Annotated in this window: 19 protein-coding genes and 1 pseudogene; 11 read left to right on the top strand and 9 right to left on the bottom strand. The window is 62.3% G+C overall.

Translation table 11 applies throughout. The features are described 5' to 3' along the window. Positions 1-49 precede the first annotated feature (49 nt). Positions 50-370 carry a helix-turn-helix domain-containing protein gene (locus tag ACM6IM_RS27805; protein ID WP_414866861.1) on the top strand — a complete coding sequence of 107 codons (321 nt, stop codon included), beginning with the start codon at positions 50-52 and terminating at the stop codon, positions 368-370. Positions 371-394: 24 nt separating this feature from the next. Here ACM6IM_RS27805 and ACM6IM_RS27810 read toward each other — a convergent pair whose 3' ends face one another. Together ACM6IM_RS27810 and ACM6IM_RS27815 are read right to left on the bottom strand one after the other, a co-directional pair. Further along, on the bottom strand, positions 395-1,771 hold the full coding sequence (locus ACM6IM_RS27810) for an amidase family protein (protein WP_414866862.1): 1,377 nt from the start codon (positions 1,769-1,771) through the stop codon (positions 395-397). Between the two features lie 269 nt (positions 1,772-2,040). Beyond that, positions 2,041-3,081, bottom strand: coding sequence for an MBL fold metallo-hydrolase (locus ACM6IM_RS27815; RefSeq protein WP_414866863.1), 1,041 nt, complete (start codon positions 3,079-3,081; stop codon positions 2,041-2,043). Between the two features lie 208 nt (positions 3,082-3,289). Here ACM6IM_RS27815 and ACM6IM_RS27820 point away from each other — a divergent pair, with 208 nt between their 5' ends. From ACM6IM_RS27820 to ACM6IM_RS27830, 3 genes and pseudogenes are all read left to right on the top strand, one after another. Then, positions 3,290-3,898, top strand: a complete 609-nt coding sequence (locus ACM6IM_RS27820) for a TetR/AcrR family transcriptional regulator (protein WP_414866864.1) — start codon at positions 3,290-3,292, stop codon at positions 3,896-3,898. Positions 3,899-4,055: 157 nt separating this feature from the next. Then, positions 4,056-5,136: pseudogene (locus tag ACM6IM_RS27825) on the top strand (diguanylate cyclase). Positions 5,137-5,209: 73 nt separating this feature from the next. Next, positions 5,210-5,740, top strand: a complete 531-nt coding sequence (locus ACM6IM_RS27830) for a DUF1003 domain-containing protein (protein WP_414866865.1) — start codon at positions 5,210-5,212, stop codon at positions 5,738-5,740. Here ACM6IM_RS27830 and ACM6IM_RS27835 read toward each other — a convergent pair whose 3' ends face one another. Further along, a complete protein-coding gene (locus ACM6IM_RS27835) occupies positions 5,741-6,052 on the bottom strand; it encodes a hypothetical protein (RefSeq protein WP_192305722.1) in 312 nt (103 codons plus the stop codon). 242 nt (positions 6,053-6,294) lie between these two features. Next, the gene (locus ACM6IM_RS27840; protein WP_414866866.1) at positions 6,295-7,236 is read right to left on the bottom strand and encodes a LysR family transcriptional regulator; all 942 of its coding nucleotides are present in this window, start codon (positions 7,234-7,236) and stop codon (positions 6,295-6,297) included. Between the two features lie 15 nt (positions 7,237-7,251). On the opposite strand from ACM6IM_RS27840, the gene ACM6IM_RS27845 reads away from it, so the two are divergent. Both ACM6IM_RS27845 and ACM6IM_RS27850 read left to right on the top strand, forming a co-directional pair. After that, complete coding sequence (locus tag ACM6IM_RS27845; RefSeq protein ID WP_414866867.1) at positions 7,252-7,959, top strand: CTP synthase; 708 nt, start codon at positions 7,252-7,254, stop codon at positions 7,957-7,959. Beyond that, a complete protein-coding gene (locus ACM6IM_RS27850; protein ID WP_414866868.1) occupies positions 7,956-8,279 on the top strand; it encodes an antibiotic biosynthesis monooxygenase family protein in 324 nt (107 codons plus the stop codon). Before ACM6IM_RS27845 ends, ACM6IM_RS27850 begins: the two co-directional genes overlap by 4 nt. A 34-nt stretch (positions 8,280-8,313) precedes the next feature. On the opposite strand, the gene ACM6IM_RS27855 is transcribed toward ACM6IM_RS27850, so the two are convergent. Next, positions 8,314-8,640, bottom strand: coding sequence for a DUF2025 family protein (locus ACM6IM_RS27855; RefSeq protein ID WP_192305714.1), 327 nt, complete (start codon positions 8,638-8,640; stop codon positions 8,314-8,316). A gap of 218 nt (positions 8,641-8,858) precedes the next feature. Between ACM6IM_RS27855 and ACM6IM_RS27860 the strand changes: the two genes are divergently transcribed. Both ACM6IM_RS27860 and ACM6IM_RS27865 read left to right on the top strand, forming a co-directional pair. Continuing rightward, positions 8,859-9,986, top strand: a complete 1,128-nt coding sequence (locus tag ACM6IM_RS27860) for a glycerophosphodiester phosphodiesterase (protein WP_414866869.1) — start codon at positions 8,859-8,861, stop codon at positions 9,984-9,986. Between the two features lie 181 nt (positions 9,987-10,167). Beyond that, the gene (locus ACM6IM_RS27865) at positions 10,168-10,476 is read left to right on the top strand and encodes a PepSY domain-containing protein (protein ID WP_414866870.1); all 309 of its coding nucleotides are present in this window, start codon (positions 10,168-10,170) and stop codon (positions 10,474-10,476) included. 139 nt (positions 10,477-10,615) lie between these two features. On the opposite strand, the gene ACM6IM_RS27870 is transcribed toward ACM6IM_RS27865, so the two are convergent. Further along, positions 10,616-11,050, bottom strand: a complete 435-nt coding sequence (locus tag ACM6IM_RS27870) for a hypothetical protein (protein WP_414866871.1) — start codon at positions 11,048-11,050, stop codon at positions 10,616-10,618. 232 nt (positions 11,051-11,282) lie between these two features. Between ACM6IM_RS27870 and ACM6IM_RS27875 the strand changes: the two genes are divergently transcribed. Together ACM6IM_RS27875 and ACM6IM_RS27880 are read left to right on the top strand one after the other, a co-directional pair. Then, positions 11,283-12,305, top strand: coding sequence for a transporter (locus tag ACM6IM_RS27875; RefSeq protein ID WP_201193370.1), 1,023 nt, complete (start codon positions 11,283-11,285; stop codon positions 12,303-12,305). A 178-nt stretch (positions 12,306-12,483) separates the two neighbouring features. Then, positions 12,484-14,097 carry an inorganic phosphate transporter gene (locus ACM6IM_RS27880; RefSeq protein ID WP_414866872.1) on the top strand — a complete coding sequence of 538 codons (1,614 nt, stop codon included), beginning with the start codon at positions 12,484-12,486 and terminating at the stop codon, positions 14,095-14,097. Between the two features lie 34 nt (positions 14,098-14,131). On the opposite strand, the gene ACM6IM_RS27885 is transcribed toward ACM6IM_RS27880, so the two are convergent. Further along, complete coding sequence (locus tag ACM6IM_RS27885; RefSeq protein ID WP_192305702.1) at positions 14,132-14,554, bottom strand: multidrug/biocide efflux PACE transporter; 423 nt, start codon at positions 14,552-14,554, stop codon at positions 14,132-14,134. Between the two features lie 89 nt (positions 14,555-14,643). Between ACM6IM_RS27885 and ACM6IM_RS27890 the strand changes: the two genes are divergently transcribed. Continuing rightward, a complete protein-coding gene (locus tag ACM6IM_RS27890) occupies positions 14,644-15,498 on the top strand; it encodes a LysR family transcriptional regulator (RefSeq protein WP_414866873.1) in 855 nt (284 codons plus the stop codon). A gap of 116 nt (positions 15,499-15,614) precedes the next feature. Here ACM6IM_RS27890 and ACM6IM_RS27895 read toward each other — a convergent pair whose 3' ends face one another. Then, positions 15,615-16,847, bottom strand: a complete 1,233-nt coding sequence (locus ACM6IM_RS27895; RefSeq protein ID WP_414866874.1) for an RNA polymerase sigma factor — start codon at positions 16,845-16,847, stop codon at positions 15,615-15,617. Beyond that, the gene (locus ACM6IM_RS27900) at positions 16,844-17,212 is read right to left on the bottom strand and encodes a YciI family protein (protein WP_414866875.1); all 369 of its coding nucleotides are present in this window, start codon (positions 17,210-17,212) and stop codon (positions 16,844-16,846) included. The genes ACM6IM_RS27895 and ACM6IM_RS27900 overlap by 4 nt, the downstream gene beginning before the upstream one ends. Positions 17,213-17,219: the final 7 nt, after the last annotated feature.

Genomic DNA, 17,219 nt, shown 5'->3' on the forward strand with positions numbered 1-17,219 from the left:
CAAATTGGTATATTTTCGCATGATTATGATCACTCAAAAGGATCAAATCATGACTGAAGTCGAAGCAAGCAGTGGGAATGTCTACGAAGATTTCGCAACTCCCAACGCCAATGAGATGCGCGTCAAATCCCAACTGGCGGCAAAAATTGGCGAAATCATCAAGGCTCGCCATCTGACCCAAGTTCAAGCATCCGAAATCCTCGGCCTTTCCCAACCCAAATTGTCTGAAATGCTACGCGGAAAGTTTCGCGGCATCAGCGAAGCCAAGATGATGGAATGCCTGTCGTTGCTGGGGCGGGACGTTCAAATCGTGGTCAAGTCGGCCCCCCGATCCAGAAAAGAGGGGCTGATTGAGGTGGTGTTCGCCTGACAGGTGCAGCCTGTAAAACACTGGTTATGGCTTGAACTCCGGCGCCCGCCGCGCATTGGAAACCTGTTCATAACCATACGCCAACGCCAGAAGCTGGGCCTCGCTCCAGCGCGGGCCGTAGAAGAAGATCGAGGTCGGGGCGCCCTCTTCGTCGATGCCGGTGGGCACCATGACGCCGGGGTAACCGGCCAGGGGGGCGACGTTCATGGCGGAGGATGCGATATCCGAGACGAGGGCATCGAGTTGATGCGTGACCAGCAAGCGATCGATGGCGGCGGCATTTTCACCTTGAATCATGCCCCAGAGGTGGTTGTAGGTCTGCTCGTCAAACACCACTTTGCTGGCGGCGATCAGGGTGGCTTGTCCAGGGCCTTCGGCGTTTGCGGCGTTGAACAGCAATAGATCGTTCAGGGTCTGGGCGGGAATGCCGGTTCGTGTGGCCAGGTAGCGAGGCAACTCACGTTGGATGCCCATCTGAAACGCCTCATCCAGCCGAGCCGATGACGGATCCTTCAGGTCCACGGGAATCAAGGTCGCACCGGCGGCCTGGATGAGTTCCAGTGCCTGGGAAAACTGCGGGTCGAGCAACAGCGGCAGGCCGCTGCGATCAAACTTGGCGGGGTAGCCGATACGCTTGCCAACCAGGGTGTGGGGGCGCAGCAGTGCGGTGTAGTCCACGGCGTCCTGGCCATGGGGCTTTCTGACCGGGTCGGCGGGGTCACTGCCACGCATGGCGTTCAGGAGCAGGGCAGCCTCGCGAACGGTGCGGGCCATCGGGCCAGGAGTGTCCAGTTTGTGGGTCACCGGGATGATGCCGCTGCGGCTTAACAGGCCTACGGTCGGCTTGATGCCGACCACGCCGTTGAGGGACGCCGGGCAGATGATCGAGCCGGCGGTTTCCGTTCCGACAGCCAATGGGGCGAACCCGGCGGCGGTGGCGGCGGCAGAACCGGAGCTGGAGCCGCACACGTCACCGCTCAACAGGTGAGGGTTTCTGGTTTGGCCACCGCGACCGCTCCAGCCACTGGGCAGGGCCGGATCGCGAAACGCCGCCCATTCACTGAGGTTGGTTTTGCCGAGAATGATCGCGCCCGCTTCCCTGAGGCGTTGCACGATAAACGCATCCTTGGCCGGAGGGTCACCCACCATGGCCAGTGAGCCCGCGCTGGTCTGCATCTGGTCGGAGGTGTCGATGTTGTCCTTGAGCAGTACCGGGATGCCATGCAACGGACCGCGCACGTAGCCCGATTTGCGCTCCCGGTCCAGGAACTCGGCGATGGCCAGCGCCTCGGGATTGAGCTCGATCACAGCGTTGATCTTCGGCCCCTGTTTATCGAGGGCGGCGATCCTTCGCTGCAGGTAGAGCACGAACGTTGCCGCACTCAGCTCGTTGCGTTCCATCCGCCGGGAGATTTCGTCGACGCTTAAATATTCCAGCCTTGATTCAGCTAGGAGTGCGTGTGCATGAGCCGTGCTGGCGAGTGAAAAAAGAACCGTCATGACCAGACCCATCAGCCGGCCGCTTTGCCTTACATCCATGAAAAAAAATCCTGTGTGATGACGGGAGGGAGAGGTCCCGTTCCATTCCCAGCCTACCGAGGCGTCCGGAAATGTCCGTCATCACTTACCGCCAGAGCCCGTATGAAAGTTCGCGCCTGTCGGTAGCCCTATCAACCAATGCTCTGCTGATACACCTGCTGCTCCACTTCATACCACCAGGCGTCGCCCCGATGTGGATGCATCACGTTGAACGCCTGCCCCATCTGCGGCGTGGTGATCGATACATTGCGATCCCAGGCCAGGGCCAGGATCCGGTCGAACGGTTCGTACCAGGCGTGCATCGCCAGGTCGAAAGTGCCGTTGTGGATCGGCAACAGCCAGCGGCCTTTCAGGTCGATGTGGGCTTGCAGGGTTTGTTCGGGCTGCATGTGCACGTGCGGCCATTCGACGTTGTAGGCGCCGGTTTCCATCAGCGTCAGGTCGAACGGGCCGTAGTGTTGGCCGATGCGTTTGAAACCATCGAAGTAGCCGCTGTCGCCGCTGAAGAAAATCCGCGTATCACCGTCGATGATCACCCACGACGCCCACAGCGTGCTGTTGCTGTCGAACAGGCCGCGACCGGAAAAATGTTGCGAGGGGGTCGCCGCGAAGCGGATGCCCGCCACTTCGGTGTCCTGCCACCAGTCCAGTTGACGCACTTTGCTGGCGTCGACGCCCCACTTGATCAGGGTGTCGCCGACGCCCAGCGGGGTGAGGAAGTAGTTGGTTTTGTCCGCCAGGTCCAGGACCGCCCGATAGTCCAGGTGGTCGTAGTGGTCGTGGGACAGGATCACCGCTTCGATCGGCGGCAGTTCTTCCAGGCTGATCGGCGGCTGGTGAAAGCGCTTGGGGCCAAGCCACTGCAACGGCGAGGCGCGTTCGGCGAACACCGGGTCGGTGATCCAGAATTTGTCCTGCAGTTTCAGCAATACGGTGGAGTGGCCGAGGCGATAGACGCTGTGATTGGGCGCGGCGATCAGCGCGTCATGGGTCAGGCGTTGCACCGGGACCGCAGCGGTCGGCCGGGTGTCGCGCGGTTTGTGGAAGATCATGTTCCACAGGATGCGCATCATTTTGCGAAAGCCTTCCCGTTGCACCGGCGCATGGTTGCGGAAAAGGCCATCGACCTGGCGGGACGCTTCAGGTTCAGTAGCGGTAGTGGCATTGGCCATGAATGACTCCAGGGCACCGCACGCGAGGCGGTGTCTGCGATGAACGATAAATGGCCAAGGCACGCACGCATCAGCCGGACACTCTAGTGTTGACTGGGCAGGATTAACAAAACATTACACTGCACAGTGTAGTTTCAAGGTTGCATCAATAACCATCACAAGTAAACTGCCAAGTGTAATTCCTGACTTCTTCTGCCGAAGCGTACTTATGACAGCTCCACAGCGCCTGACCGACCGAAAACGCGAAGCGATCATCCAAGCGGCGATTGCCGAATTCCGTGACAACGGTTTCGACATCACCAGCATGGACAAGATCGCCGCCACCGCCGGCGTGTCCAAGCGCACGGTGTACAACCACTTCCCGAGCAAGGAAGAGTTGTTCGCCGAAATCCTCAATCAGTTATGGGCGCGGGTGACCGCCGAACAGGAAACGCCCTACCGCCCCGACCTGCCCCTGCGCGAGCAGATGCGCCGGATGCTGATGGCGAAACTGCACATGCTGGGCGATGACAACTTTCTCGACCTGGCTCGCGTGGCGATTGCCGCGACCATCCATTCCCCGGAACGGGCGCAGGACATGGTTGCCAGGATGGGCCAGCGCGAGGAAGGCCTGACCGTGTGGATTCGTGCCGCCCAGGCCGACGGACGCCTGAAGCCGGTCGATCCGGAGTTCGCCGCGCAACAGGTCCAGGGCCTGCTCAAGTCCTTTGCGTTCTGGCCGCAGATTTCCATGGGGCAGCCCAGCCTTTCGCCCGAGCGGCAAACCGCAGTCGCGGAGTCGGCGCTGGACATGTTCCTGGCGTGCTATCAGCGCTGAATCAAGCACTTCATGTGCGTCGACACCGCTAAATGGCTTCGAAGGACACTGATTTTTCGCGCTGGAATAAATGACAATGTGCGCCGTTTTTGCCGATGAACGGTAATTTGCTGGCCGCTCGGCATTTTGTTTCAAGATGAATCTGGCGCAGGACATTATGGAAAATCAACGCGGCAAGGGCTTGTCATTTGCCAGACGCATCTACCTGCCGCGGGCCGTTGGACTGTGCATCGGCAGCTTCAGCGTGGCCGCCGCCCTGGCGCCCATGAACCTGCCGCCCTGGATCTGGGCCCTGTTGGTGCTCAACGCCTATATCTGGCCGCACATTGCCTATCAGCTGTCGTCCCGCGCGGACTATCCCTACAAGGCCGAGCTGCGCAACATGCTCTACGATTCGCTGTGGGGCGGCTTCTGGGCCGCGACGGTGCAGTTCAATCCCCTGACCACCGTGACGGTCCTGGGGATGATGGCGATGCACAATGTCGCCATGGGCGGGCTGCGGCTGTTTGCGTTCGGCTCCCTGGCACAGATGGCAGGCATACTGCTTGGCTGGCTGGCTGGTGTTCGGTGTCGCCTTCAGTGCGGTGACCACACCGATGCAACTCTGGGCCTCCCTGCCCATGCTCACGCTCTACCCTTTTGCGGTGGGCATGGTCAGCTACCAGTTGGCAATCAAGCTGGCCAAACACAAACGCATCCTGAGCGCCCTGAACCGCACCGACAGCCTGACCGGGCTGCTCAACCACGGTGCCTGGAAAGACTCGCTGCAACTGCAATTCCAGCGTAGCCGCCTGCAGGGACACTCGGCCGTGATTGCCTTGATCGACATCGATCACTTCAAACCCATCAACGACACCCATGGGCATATCGTCGGGGATTCGGTGCTGCGCCAGCTCAGCGCCGAACTCAAGCGCAACCTGCGCGAATGCGATCTGGCCGGTCGCTACGGCGGTGATGAGTTTTGCGTGATCCTGCCCGACATGCCGCTGTTGCAAGCCCAAGATGTCATGGAGCGCTTGCGTGGCGTCCTGCATGACTATCGCCACGAGCAAGTGCCCGGCCTGCGGATCAGCCTGAGCATTGGCCTGGCCGCCTTCCAGCCGTCCTTCAGCGATGCCATTGCCTGGCTCGATGACGCGGACAAGGCGCTCTACACCGCCAAGAATACCGGTCGCAACAAAATCAGCCTGGCGGCCGGCGAAGGCGATCGCCACCCGACGCCGACCCTGGCGATTTAAGCCAGACTGCGCGGGGCGGCGATGGGGAGCGCTATAGTGAGCGCTGTCTTAGCCGCCTACCGCAGAGAGCCTCATGACCACTGAAAGCAAGACCACCGCGCCCATCGATCACCTGCGCTTTCATCGCCCCCACGCCCATCTGGCGCCGACCTTCGGCAACGACAAGTTCGCCCTGCGTGCCGAGGCCTTTGCGCGGTTCTTCGGTACCCCGGCCTTTCTCGGCGCGCAGACGCTGATCGTGCTGTTGTGGGTGGCGCTCAATGTTTCCGGGGTCACGCATTTCGACGTGTACCCGTTCATCCTGCTGAACCTGGCGTTCAGCCTGCAATCGGCGTACGCCGCGCCGCTGATCCTGCTGGCCCAGACCCGGCAGGCGGCCCGGGACAAAGCCCAATCCGAGGCCGACGCGCAGCACCGCGAGGCACTGGCCGTGGCCAACAGCGAGCGCCAGGCGCAAGCGGCGCAGAACTCCGCGCAACTGCTGGAATTGCTCGAACAGAACACCCGCCTCACCGAGATGACCAAGACCCTCACCGAACGGATCGAGAGCCTGACCTCGGAAATGCACCAGCACTTCGTGCGCAAGGACGCGCCGACGTCCTGATCAACGGAGCGTGACCTTGTCCGCCGGCACTTGCAGCAAGGCGACGGCACGCTGCTGCCAGCGCCTTTTGTAACTGGGCGTCGAGGTCTCGTTGTTGCCGTCCAGCACGACCTGGATGACGCCCTTCTGGCAAATCGTGAACACCCGCTGAACGCCGACGGCCCGCCCACCATCCTCGATGATGACCTGTTCCAGCTCCGCCTGCGTGTCGCTGCCCAGGAATTTGCCACCACAGGTAAAAGGCTGCGCCATCACTGGCCACGCCCCGGCGCAACAAACCCATACCAAAAGCTGCCCTGCTGTTTTTTTCATGGTGATCCCTTTCCATCGTTTAAAGGTTCAGTCAAATGACTGGAGCCAAACTTAAGGTCGGTGCAACGGGTTCACAATCGGAAAAGTCGACACTGGCCTTAGGCTTAAAGCACTTGGGGTTGAAGGGTGCTTCGGCAGCGGGCGTTTACCTGTCAACGCACCGGTTGATCTCGCGGCCGCCTCGCGAGCAGGCACGCTCCCACAGGGATTGCAGCCCGCTCGCGATGAGGCCGGCACACACCTCAAGACAACCGCAACGCCCGCCCCAGCTCATCGAACAACGTCACCACCGAACGCAACGCACGACAATCCGGACGCGTCAGCAACCAGAGGGCGGTGTCGCACCCCGGCAATGGTTCGCTGATGGCCTGCAGGCCATCGCCGATCAGGAAATCCGGCAACGCCGCCACGCCCAGGCCCGCGCGTACCAGTTCGGTGACCGACAGCATGCTGTTGCAGCGATACCCCGGCATCACGCCCGGCAACGCTTGATGACGCCAGGCCACCGTCGGGTGATCGGGCAGGAAACCATCCGGTGCAATCCAGGTGAGTGCCTCCAGTTCTGCGGCATCGATCGATTGCAGGTAACCAACGCTGGCGCAGACCCGATAGGAAACGTCAGCCAGGTGTCGGCCCACCAGATGTTCCGGTGGCGCGCAGGTCAGGCGCAGGGCGATGTCGGCATCCCGACGGGTGAGGTTGGCGAAGTCGTTGGAGGTGCTCAGTTCGAGGGTCAGCGCCGGATAGTCCGGCATGAAACGCGCCAGTGCCGGCAACAGCAAGCCCTGCAACACCGAGTCGGTGCAGGTCAGGCGCACCGTTCCGCTGATGACAACGCCGCCCTGCTCCACGCCGATACGCGCAGCTTCCAGTGCCTGTTCGGCCCGTTCCGCCTGCTCGGCCAGAGACTGCGCCAAGGTCGTCGGCAGGTAACCGGCGCGGCTTTTTTCGAACAGTTGCTGACCCAGCGCACCTTCCAGGCGACGCACGGCGCGAAACACCGTCGACACATCCACCTTCATCAGCTGCGAGGCCCGGGCCAGAGAGCCGCCGCGCACCAGTGCAAGGATCAGGGCAAGGTCCGGGTAGTCCAGCCGATAGTGCGTGGCTGCATTGATCATTTGGGAAAATGCCCATATTGAGTGCGTGAACGCCAATCTATAGTGGACCTCGGGAATCAACAAGCGCAGAGGCTGCTCATGGAAAACCGCGTCATTCGCATCGCCCTGATCGGCGACTACGACCCCCAGGTCACCGCGCACCAGGCCATCCCTGTGGCTCTGGGCCTGGCCGCCGAACACAGCGGCCTGAACGTGCAAGGACAGTGGCTGGCCACCGAGTGCATTCACGCCGACACCCCGCTCGAGGCCTACGACGGATTCTGGTGCGTGCCGGGCAGCCCCTATCGCAACCTGGAAGGCGCCTTGCGGGCGATCCGTTTTGCCCGCGAACGCCCACGACCTTTCCTTGGCACCTGCGGCGGTTTTCAGCACGCGGTGCTGGAGCACGCCCGCCATGTACTGGGTTGGTCGGACGCCGAGCACGGTGAGCTATCGCCCGACGCTGTCAGGGCAGTGATCACGCCCCTGACCTGCTCACTGGTGGAAGCCATCGACGACATTCAGTTGCGTGAAGGCTCATTGATCGCCCAGGCGTACGAAACATCGGAGATCCGTGAAGGCTATCGCTGCCGCTACGGGGTGAACCCGGCGTTCGAACAGGCGCTCCTCAAACATGACCTGCAGCCTGTCGGGCACGATGCAGCGCAGGGGTTGCGGGCCATTGAACTCGAAGGTCATCCCTTCTTCGTCGCGACCCTGTTCCAGCCGGAGCGGGCGGCGCTGCAGGGCGTCCTGCCACCGTTGGTGCGAGCGCTGGTCGATGCCTGCGCGCAGGGGCAAGCATGATCGCCAGCACACCGCCCGCGCCCTATTACGCGGTGATCTTCACCTCGCTGCGCACGGACGGCGATCAGGGCTATGCCGAAGCCGCCGAACGGATGGTGCAATTGGCGCATGAACAGCCGGGGTTTCTCGGGGTGGAGTCGGCCCGGGGCAACGACGGGGTGGGGATCACCGTGTCGTATTGGACCAGCGAGGCGGCGATCCTGGCGTGGAAGCATCATCCTGAGCACAGCGCGATCCGTGAGCGCGGGCGTTCGACCTGGTATGCGCGGTGTCAGACACGGGTGTGTCGGGTCGAGCGGGCGTATGAGTTCAGCCTGTAACCCGCGATGCGACCGGCACACTCACCGCAATGCCTCAGCCCTGCACCAAACGGCGCACCGCCGAAATCTCCGGCACCTGCTGGCGACTCATGTACACCCGCAACGGCTCGGTGATGTTGATCCGGTCATCGATGTGCTGGTCGAGCAGCAACTGGATCAAATCGCGCTTGAGGGTCATGGCCTGTTCCGGGCCCGGTGCCCAGACGAACTCACTGGCCGGGATGATGCCGTCATCCGCCACGTCCATGCCGAAGGAGTCTTCGCTGAAGCGCACGATGTAGCGGCCGGTCTTGCGGTTGAGGCCGACAAAGCCCTTGAGTTGATCGGCGGCCTGGCAGATGAGTTGGGACGTGATGCGCATATAAACCTCACAAAAGATCGATGGTTTACACGCCTGGCAAGATGAACGGCGCTCCCTCTGCCGGGGAGACTGCCGTGGCCAAGAGTACTGCAAAGCACCGCACAGATGTGTTGAAAAAAACCGCTTTAAACACGTTTATGTCGGTCTCGCGATAGCGCGGTCGGCGCTCAGTTGTTAAAAGAGACGTCTTCGAAAACTCTCCGCGAAAGGATCTCGACATGCCAGCCACTTTCACCAAGAGCGCCCTGTTGCTGAGTCTGATGCTCGGCCTCGGTCAGGCCCAGGCCGCTACCGAGCCAAGTCCCGCCACACTGGCGGCCCGTTCGGGCATCCCGCACCCGGCAGTGATTGCCCATCGTGGGGCCTCGTTCGATGCACCGGAATCCACCGCCGCCGCCTATAAAGTGGCGCGCGACCTGGGGGCCGATTACCTGGAACTGGACCTGCAACGCAGCAAGGACGGCGTGCTCTTTGCCCTGCACGACAACAACCTGCAACGCACCACCGACGTTGCCAGCAAATTCCCGGAACGCAAGGACAGCCCGGCCAATGCGTTCACCATGGCGGAACTGAAAACCCTGGACGCCGGCAGCTGGTTCAACACCGCTTACCCGGATCGCGCGCGCCCCGCCTTTGTCGGTCTGAAGATCCTCACCCTCGACGAAATCATCGATATCGCCCAGGAAAACCCGCTGCACAAACCCGGTCTGTACATCGAAACCAAGGAGCCGAAGCAGTTTCCCGGCATCGAACGCGACCTCAAGGACAAATTGCATGACCGTGGCTGGCTGATTCCGGCCGGTTCCAAAGGGGCGAAGAGCGCTCTGGCGGTCGGCCAGGGCAGCGGCCGGGTGGTCCTGCAAACGTTCGAGAAGAGCAGCCTCGAACTGCTGGAAAAGGAAATGCCGCAGGTGCCGAAAATCCTGCTGCTGTGGGTGGGCGAAGGCAACATCGAACCCAAGTCCAAAGTGACTTTCGCCGCGTCGGGCGACAAGGACCACGCGACCTACTACGCCAGGCAGGAACCGAAAAGCAAAGCCGAATTCCAGCAATGGATCGATTACGCCAAAGCCCAGGGCGCTATCGGCACCGGGCCTTCCGCCGCACTGACCCACGGCGGCGACCAGAGCTATTCGGACCTGGTGCAACCGTGGATGAACCAGTACACCCACGATCAGGGTCTGCTGGTGCACGTCTATACCGTCGATGAAGCGGTGGATTTCCAGAAGGTCATGGACGCCGGCGTCGATGGCATCTTCACCAACCGCGCCAGCGAACTGTTGAAATTCTACAAACGCCCGGCCGCCGCGAGTGTTGCGCAGGTGCTGAAAAACAACGGCTACTGAAACGGCAGGAGCGAGCTTGCTCGCGAAGATCGCCGACAATACCGCGCCCCGCGGTCTATCGGCATCCATCGCGAGCAGGCTCGCACAGGCAAAAATTTTGCGGGGCAGGGAATTTTAAGGGTGGATTAAGTTACGAACGCTAACCTGAACTCACTTAAACAGCACACCAAGGAAAGCCCCCATGAAGACTTTGACTGCCCTGTTCACCGCCGCTGCACTGACCCTCACCGCTGGCCTGGCGCAGGCGGCCGATGTGCCTGTCGACCAGATTCCTCAGTTGGTCAAGGACGGCAAGATCAAGCCGCTGGAAGAGTTGAACCAGATCGTATTGAAGCTGCACCCGGGTGCCACGATCACCGACAGCGACCTGGACCAGCACGCCAACCTCTACGAGTACGAAGTCGAGCTGCGCGACGCCAAAGGCGTTGAGTGGGACGTGGACGTGAACGCGGCCACCGGCGAAGTCCTGAAGAACAAGCAGGACAACTGAGGCCGGCCTGCAACAGCATCGCCATTCCCCTGTGGGAGCGAGCCTGCTCGCGATGCGGTCTGACAGACACCTTGACGGTGACTGACACGCTGCATCGCGAGCAGGCTCGCTCCCACAAAACTTTCTGCAATTTCCTCCATCAAGCCGTCGTGCTGACCATCGTGCCCGAGGTGCTGCCGCCCTCTTCCTGCAAGGCTGCCAGCAACGCAGCCGTGGCGGTCTGCAACGATGCCGAGGTGCTCGTCACCTGCGCTTGAGCCGCCGCCACACTCGCCGCCTTGGCGTCCTCGCTTTGCTGTTTGGCCTGGGCCGCCTGCAGCTGTTGCTGCGCCTCCTGCAACTGCTTTTGCAACTCGGCAATCTGCTTGCGCAGGGCCTTTACCGAATCGGATTCTTCACTGCTGGCACTGCTGCCACCCGCCGTCGGTGCCCCGCCCGCAGCGACCTTGTTGCTGTCGCTGGAAGTGTCGGCGGTTGCCGTGGCGGACGTGTCGTCCGTGCCGTCGCTGGCGGCGACTTTGCTGGCAGTTGTCGAAAGCGGTTGGGTGATCGAAATCGAAGTCATGCTGACCATGGCGTTTTCCTTTGAAGTGACGGGTTTACGCCCATCATCGACATCGCCCGCACCGACTTGAGATCGACTGTGTACCGACTCGGTAAGCAAACCGGTACACAGCCCGTGGCGTCATGCGCTCAAGCGTGCCATCGCCAACTCGACGTCACAAAAGTGTCATCCAGCCTTGCGATGATTCGGCTCAAGTGAACCTGTGAAATCCGCGACAGGCGCCTCCTTGCAGCGAGCCTTCATGAACCACAGCATCGACCAAAGCCATCGCGATCCGGACCTGTTCGGTCTGCTCTACGGCTTCAGTTTTCGTCCCGGCGAACGTGGCCGTGAAATCGATTCGGCGATGGCGTTGAGTCGCCTGCAACAACCCGACGACAGCGACGAGTTTCTCTGGCTGCACCTGAACCTCGCCCACGCCGCGTGCGAGCGCTGGATGAAAAATCATCTGGAATTGCCCGACGAGTTTTTCGAGGCCTTGCACGAAGGCTCGCGTTCGACGCGCATCGAGCATGTGGACTCGGCGCTGCTGGCGGTGGTCAACGACGTGGTGTTCAACCTCAGCAACATGGTTTCCTCGGATGTCTCGACGCTGTGGGTGTGCGTGCGCAGCCGGCTGATCATCAGCGCGCGCCTGCAACCGCTGCACTCGGTCGACAAGTTGCGCTCCTCGGTGAAGGCTGGCGAGTGCTTTCGCTCACCGCTGGAACTGCTGGTGCATCTGCTGCGCGACCAGGGCGAGGTGCTGACCCAGATCGTGCGCAAGACCAGCCAGAGTGTCGATCAGATCGAGGATGAATTGCTGTCCTCGCGCCTGTCGACCAACCGTGCGGAACTGGGCACCAACCGCCGGGTGCTGGTGCGCCTGCAACGGCTGCTCGCGCTCGAGCCGGGTTCGTTGCTGCGGCTGCTAAACCGCCCGCCGCAATGGTTGCAGAAAGAGGACGTGAAGGAGTTGCGCAAGTCCACCGAGGAGTTTGCGCTGATCATCAACGACCTCACGGCGCTGGGGGAGCGGATCAAGTTGTTGCAGGAAGAGATCGCCGCCAACCTCAACGAACAGAGCAACCGCACCCTGTTCACCCTGACGGTGGTGACGGTGCTGGCGCTGCCGATCAACATCATCGCCGGTTTCTTTGGCATGAACGTCGGCGGTGTACCGCTGGCCGGCGATCCGGAAGGATTCTGGATTCTGGTGGCGTTGGTCGCGACCTTCACCGTGATCGCCGGTCGATGGGCGTTTCGCAAGCGCCAGGATTATTGAGTACCGTGGGCGCTTAGCGATTTATCAGACAGGCCGCCCTCAATGGATCTGTCCCCACAACGGACGATTTCGGATCAACGGCCCACCCGATTCCCCTAACACTGATCCAACGCAGTGTCTCTGTCAGCCATTGAAACGATCATGACGAACATTCCTCTCCCCCGATGGATTGTCCGTCATGGCTATTTCTTCCTTTGCCCCTGCACCGGCGTCCGCCAGCAGCGGCAAGTCGCTGCTGGACAAGAAGCCCAGCCTGTTCACTCTGGTGATGTTCTTCGGCGTGCTGGCCTGCGGCCTGTTGTTCACCGCTTACAGCCTGATGCACGACATGCGCGAAATCGGCACGGTGGTCACCACCTGGACGCCGTTTCTGTTACTGGGTGTCGCGCTGCTGATCGCCCTGGGCTTCGAGTTCGTCAACGGCTTCCATGACACGGCCAACGCAGTGGCCACGGTAATCTACACCCACTCGATGCCGCCCAATGTCGCGGTGGCCTGGTCGGGGTTCTTCAATTTCCTCGGGGTGTTGCTGTCCAGCGGCGCGGTGGCGTTCGGCATCATCGCCCTGCTGCCGGTGGAACTGATTCTGCAAGTCGGTTCGTCCGCCGGTTTCGCCATGATTTTCGCCCTGCTGATCGCGGCCATCCTGTGGAACCTCGGCACCTGGTGGCTCGGCTTGCCGGCTTCGTCGTCGCACACGCTGATCGGCTCGATCATCGGTGTGGGCGTGGCCAATGCCCTGATGCACGGCCGCGACGGCACCAGCGGCGTGGACTGGGCGCAGGCCATCAAGATCGGTTACGCACTGCTGCTGTCGCCACTGGTCGGTTTCGGTTTTGCCGCGCTATTGCTGCTGGCCCTGCGCGCCTTCGTCAAGAATCGTTCGCTGTACAAGGCTCCGCAAGGCAACACGCCGCCACCCTGGTGGATCCGCGGCATGCTCATCGTGACCTGCACCGGGGTGTCGTTTGCCCACGGTTCCAACGACGGCCAGAAAGGCATGGGCCTGATCATGCTGATCCTGGTGGGCACCCTGCCGATGGCCTATGCGTTGAACCGCACCATGCCGGCCGATCAGGCCCTGCAGTTCGCCGCAGTGGCCGAAGTCACCCAGCAGGCGCTGATGAAACATTCGACGCTGCCGGCACCGGCCGATCCGCGTCCAGTGCTGTCCGCTTACGTGGGCAGCAAGCAAGTCACGCCGCAACTGATACCGGCCCTCGCCGCGCTCACCGGGAGCATCGGTGCGCAGGTCAAGGGGTACGGCTCCTTGTCCAGGGTGCCGGCGGAAGCGATGGGCAACGTGCGTAACGACATGTACCTGACCAGTGAAACCATTCGTCTGATGGACAAGCACAAGGTCGCCCAATTCGACGCCGACACCACGGCCACCCTGCAACTGTTCAAGCAACAGATCGACAACGCCACGCGCTTCATTCCTCTGTGGGTGAAGATCGCCGTCGCGATTGCCCTGGGCCTGGGCACCATGGTCGGCTGGAAACGCATCGTGGTGACGGTCGGCGAAAAGATCGGCAAGACCCACCTGACCTACGCCCAGGGCGCCTCGGCCGAAACCGTGGCCATGCTGACCATCGGCGCGGCGGACATGTTCGGCCTGCCGGTGTCGACCACTCATGTGTTGTCGTCGGGCGTGGCCGGGACCATGGTCGCCAACGGCGGCGGTTTGCAGATGAAGACCATCCGCAACCTGCTGATGGCCTGGGTGCTGACCTTGCCGGCGGCGATCGTGTTGTCGGGGAGTCTGTACTGGTTGTTCTCCCGGTTGTTCTGAGTCCCCTGCCCTGTGGGAGCAGGGGCATCAGCCATCAGGCACTGACCAGCCGCGCCCGCATCACGTCGTAGCCCCAGTGGTAAACGTAGGTGTACGGCAGGAAAAACAGCAGCACGCCGATGTCCATCAGGAACGCCTGCCACAGGCTGACGTCCAGCCACCAGGCAATCAGCGGCACGCCGACCGCCACCAACCCGCCTTCGAACAGCAGCGCATGGATCACTCGGGTCCAGGCGTTGTGCACCACCGCGAAATGCCGCAACACGCGATCGAACACGCCGTTGAACACCACGTTCCAGGCCAGTGCCAGCGCTGCCAGCACCACCGTGACCACGCCCATGTCGAGCATCGGCTTGTCCATGATCCAGGCCAGCAGCGGCGTACAGATGAGGATCGCCAGCAGTTCGAAGCCAATGGCCTGGCAGATGCGTTCAAGGATGGATTTGTCGGCGGTCATGACCAGCACTCCAGAGTGAATGTGGTTGTCATCATCCTGCCCCGCACCGATACTTCCTAACCAATAACCATCGACCAGGACGATAGTTCATGGCCTCCCACGAAGTGTTGCAGGCGTTTGTACAAGCGGCCACCCAGGGTTCGTTTTCCGCTGCGGCCCGCAAGCTCGGGCGCAGTCAGTCCACTGTCAGCGCAGCGGTGGCGAGCCTGGAGATCGACCTGGATCTGCTGCTGTTCGACCGCAGCAGCCGCAAGCCGACCCTGACACCGGCCGGGCATGTGATGTTGCAGCGGGCCGAGGAGATCCTCGCGGCCACCAGTCGCCTGGAAATGACCGCCAGCCAGCTGGCCCAGGGTGTCGAACCGAAGCTGACCGTGGCGTTGTCCGACACTTACCAGTCCGACCGTTTCGAAGCGGCGCTCAGCGCGTTCGAGCAGCGTTACCCGGACCTCGAATTCGAGTGCCTGATTGCCGAATGCGATGACCTGATCGCGCTGGTCCAAAGCGGTCGGGCCCAGGTCGCGTTCGCCGAACAGCAGCCCAGTTACCCGCCCGACCTGGAAAGTGCCACGGTGCAGGAGCACACGGACATTGCGTTGTTCGTGTCCCGCCGGCATCCGTTGGCGACCCTGTCGGGGATCGATCAGGCGCTGTTGCAACAGCACCGGGAGCTGCGCCTGGCAACCATCGTCAACCCTTACGAAAGCCGCGCAAAGGGGCGTGTCTGGTCGGCGCCGAGTTACCTGATGCTGCTGGAAATGGCCGAAGGCGGGTTCGGCTGGGCGCCGCTGCCGCGCTGGCTGGTGGCGCGATTTGGCGCCGGAACATTACAGGAATTGCAGGTGCGGGGCTGGCCCCGGCCGCTGTTCGTCGATGCGCTGTGGTCGCGCCTGCATCCACCGGGGCCGGCGGGGAGCTGGCTGTTGGGCAGGATGCTGGAATAGCGGTGCGGCCATCGTCGGAACGCCGCCCGGAGCAGGCTCGCTCCCGCAGGAGGCCATGGTGCAACGAACATCCATTGTGGGAGCGAGCCCGCTGGCGATGGCTTCGATGAATCCCTTCACAATGCCTTGAGCCGCGCCTCGATGAACCGTCGCTCCGGCACCTGTTGCGTCAAGGTCAGCGCCCGCTCGTACGCCGCTCGCGCCTCCTCCACCCTGCCCAGTTGCCGACAGAACTCCGCCCGCGCCGAATGCGCCAGGTGGTAATCCTGCAAATCGCCGCGGGCCAGGATGTCCTCGATCAAGGTCAGCCCCGCCAGCGGTCCATCTCGCCGGGAGATCGCCGCTGCGCGGTTCAACTCGATCACCGGCGAAGGCACGGCGGCCAAGAGCACGTCATACAGCCCCACGATCTGCTCCCAGTCCGTCTGCGCCGCCGTCGTCGCTTCGGCGTGCACCGCCGCGATGGCCGCCTGCAGGCAATAAGGCCCGAAGCGCCCCTGACCCAGGGCTTGCTCGGTCAAGGCGCAACCTTCGGCGATCAACCCGGCATCCCACAGCGAGCGGTCCTGCTCATCCAGCAGGATCAGCTCACCGGTGGGCGAGGTGCGTGCCGTGCGTCGCGACTCGTGAAGCAGCATCAATGCCAGCAGGCCCATCACCTCGGGCTCGGGCAGCAATTGCATCAGCAGGCGCCCGAGCCGGATCGCCTCGCGGGTCAGGTCTTCGCGAGTCAGTTCGTTGCCGATGGAGGCGGAGTAGCCTTCGTTGAACACCAGATAAATCACCCGCAGCACGCTGTCGAGTCGCTCGGGCAGTTCTGCCAGGGTCGGCACCTGATAGGGGATTTTCGCGTCGCGGATCTTCGCCTTGGCGCGCACGATACGCTGGGCGATGGTGGCCGGCGCGCACAGGAAGGCCCTGGCAATTTCCTCGGTGGTCAGGTCGCAGACTTCACGTAAGGTCAGCGGCACCTGGGCATCCGCCGCCAGCGCCGGGTGGCAGCAGGTGAAGATCAGGCGCAGACGGTCGTCTTCCACATCGTCATCACTCCAGTCGGCCTGCTCCAGGGCCTCCGCCTGCGCTATCAGCAACGGTCGGGACGCGGCGAACCGGGCACGTCGACGCAGGACATCGATGGCCTTGAAACGCCCGGTGGACACCAGCCAGGCCCGTGGGTTGTCCGGTACGCCGTCACGCTGCCAACGCTCCACGGCAATGAAAAAAGCTTCGTGCAGCGCCTCTTCGGCGAGGTCGAAATCACCCAGCAGGCGAATCAGCGTCGCCAGGATTCGCCGCGATTCTTCGCGATAAACCTGTTCGACCCGCGCCTGGACGGATACGGCCGTCATCGGTGCTGCAGGCCTTCGCGCTGCGGGTTCAATTGCCGAATCGGCCGCACCTCGACACAGCCCACCCGGGCCGCCGGAATATGGCCCGCGACCTGCAGGGCCTCATTGAGGTCCTTGGCATCGATCAGGTAGAAACCGGCCAACTGCTCCTTGGTTTCGGCAAACGGGCCATCGGTGATCGACAGCTTGCCGTTGCGCATGCGCACCGTGGTGGCCGTCTGCACCGACTCCAGCGCTTCGGCCGCGAGCATCCGTCCGCTGCCCTGGATCGACTCGGCGTAGGCCATGCACTCAGCGTCTTCCGGGCTGTCGGGCAGCGAATGCAGCAGGCGCTCATCGCTGTAGACCAGGCATAGATACTTCATGGTGTTC

Source organism: Pseudomonas sp. IT-P12, from assembly GCF_949767465.1.
Taxonomy (GTDB): Bacteria; Pseudomonadota; Gammaproteobacteria; order Pseudomonadales; family Pseudomonadaceae; genus Aquipseudomonas.

What these genes read in the sequence shown, in the direction of transcription:
- ACM6IM_RS27805 (WP_414866861.1), top strand. Translation starts at nt 50, where the DNA reads ATGACTGAAGTCGAAGCAAGCAGTGGGAATGTCTACGAAGATTTCGCA.
- ACM6IM_RS27810 (WP_414866862.1), bottom strand. Translation starts at nt 1,771, where the DNA reads ATGGAACGCAACGAGCTGAGTGCGGCAACGTTCGTGCTCTACCTGCAG.
- ACM6IM_RS27815 (WP_414866863.1), bottom strand. Translation starts at nt 3,081, where the DNA reads ATGGCCAATGCCACTACCGCTACTGAACCTGAAGCGTCCCGCCAGGTC.
- ACM6IM_RS27820 (WP_414866864.1), top strand. Translation starts at nt 3,290, where the DNA reads ATGACAGCTCCACAGCGCCTGACCGACCGAAAACGCGAAGCGATCATC.
- ACM6IM_RS27830 (WP_414866865.1), top strand. Translation starts at nt 5,210, where the DNA reads ATGACCACTGAAAGCAAGACCACCGCGCCCATCGATCACCTGCGCTTT.
- ACM6IM_RS27835 (WP_192305722.1), bottom strand. Translation starts at nt 6,052, where the DNA reads ATGAAAAAAACAGCAGGGCAGCTTTTGGTATGGGTTTGTTGCGCCGGG.
- ACM6IM_RS27845 (WP_414866867.1), top strand. Translation starts at nt 7,252, where the DNA reads ATGGAAAACCGCGTCATTCGCATCGCCCTGATCGGCGACTACGACCCC.
- ACM6IM_RS27850 (WP_414866868.1), top strand. Translation starts at nt 7,956, where the DNA reads ATGATCGCCAGCACACCGCCCGCGCCCTATTACGCGGTGATCTTCACC.
- ACM6IM_RS27855 (WP_192305714.1), bottom strand. Translation starts at nt 8,640, where the DNA reads ATGCGCATCACGTCCCAACTCATCTGCCAGGCCGCCGATCAACTCAAG.
- ACM6IM_RS27860 (WP_414866869.1), top strand. Translation starts at nt 8,859, where the DNA reads ATGCCAGCCACTTTCACCAAGAGCGCCCTGTTGCTGAGTCTGATGCTC.
- ACM6IM_RS27865 (WP_414866870.1), top strand. Translation starts at nt 10,168, where the DNA reads ATGAAGACTTTGACTGCCCTGTTCACCGCCGCTGCACTGACCCTCACC.
- ACM6IM_RS27870 (WP_414866871.1), bottom strand. Translation starts at nt 11,050, where the DNA reads ATGGTCAGCATGACTTCGATTTCGATCACCCAACCGCTTTCGACAACT.
- ACM6IM_RS27875 (WP_201193370.1), top strand. Translation starts at nt 11,283, where the DNA reads ATGAACCACAGCATCGACCAAAGCCATCGCGATCCGGACCTGTTCGGT.
- ACM6IM_RS27880 (WP_414866872.1), top strand. Translation starts at nt 12,484, where the DNA reads ATGGCTATTTCTTCCTTTGCCCCTGCACCGGCGTCCGCCAGCAGCGGC.
- ACM6IM_RS27885 (WP_192305702.1), bottom strand. Translation starts at nt 14,554, where the DNA reads ATGACCGCCGACAAATCCATCCTTGAACGCATCTGCCAGGCCATTGGC.
- ACM6IM_RS27890 (WP_414866873.1), top strand. Translation starts at nt 14,644, where the DNA reads ATGGCCTCCCACGAAGTGTTGCAGGCGTTTGTACAAGCGGCCACCCAG.
- ACM6IM_RS27895 (WP_414866874.1), bottom strand. Translation starts at nt 16,847, where the DNA reads ATGACGGCCGTATCCGTCCAGGCGCGGGTCGAACAGGTTTATCGCGAA.
- ACM6IM_RS27900 (WP_414866875.1), bottom strand. Translation starts at nt 17,212, where the DNA reads ATGAAGTATCTATGCCTGGTCTACAGCGATGAGCGCCTGCTGCATTCG.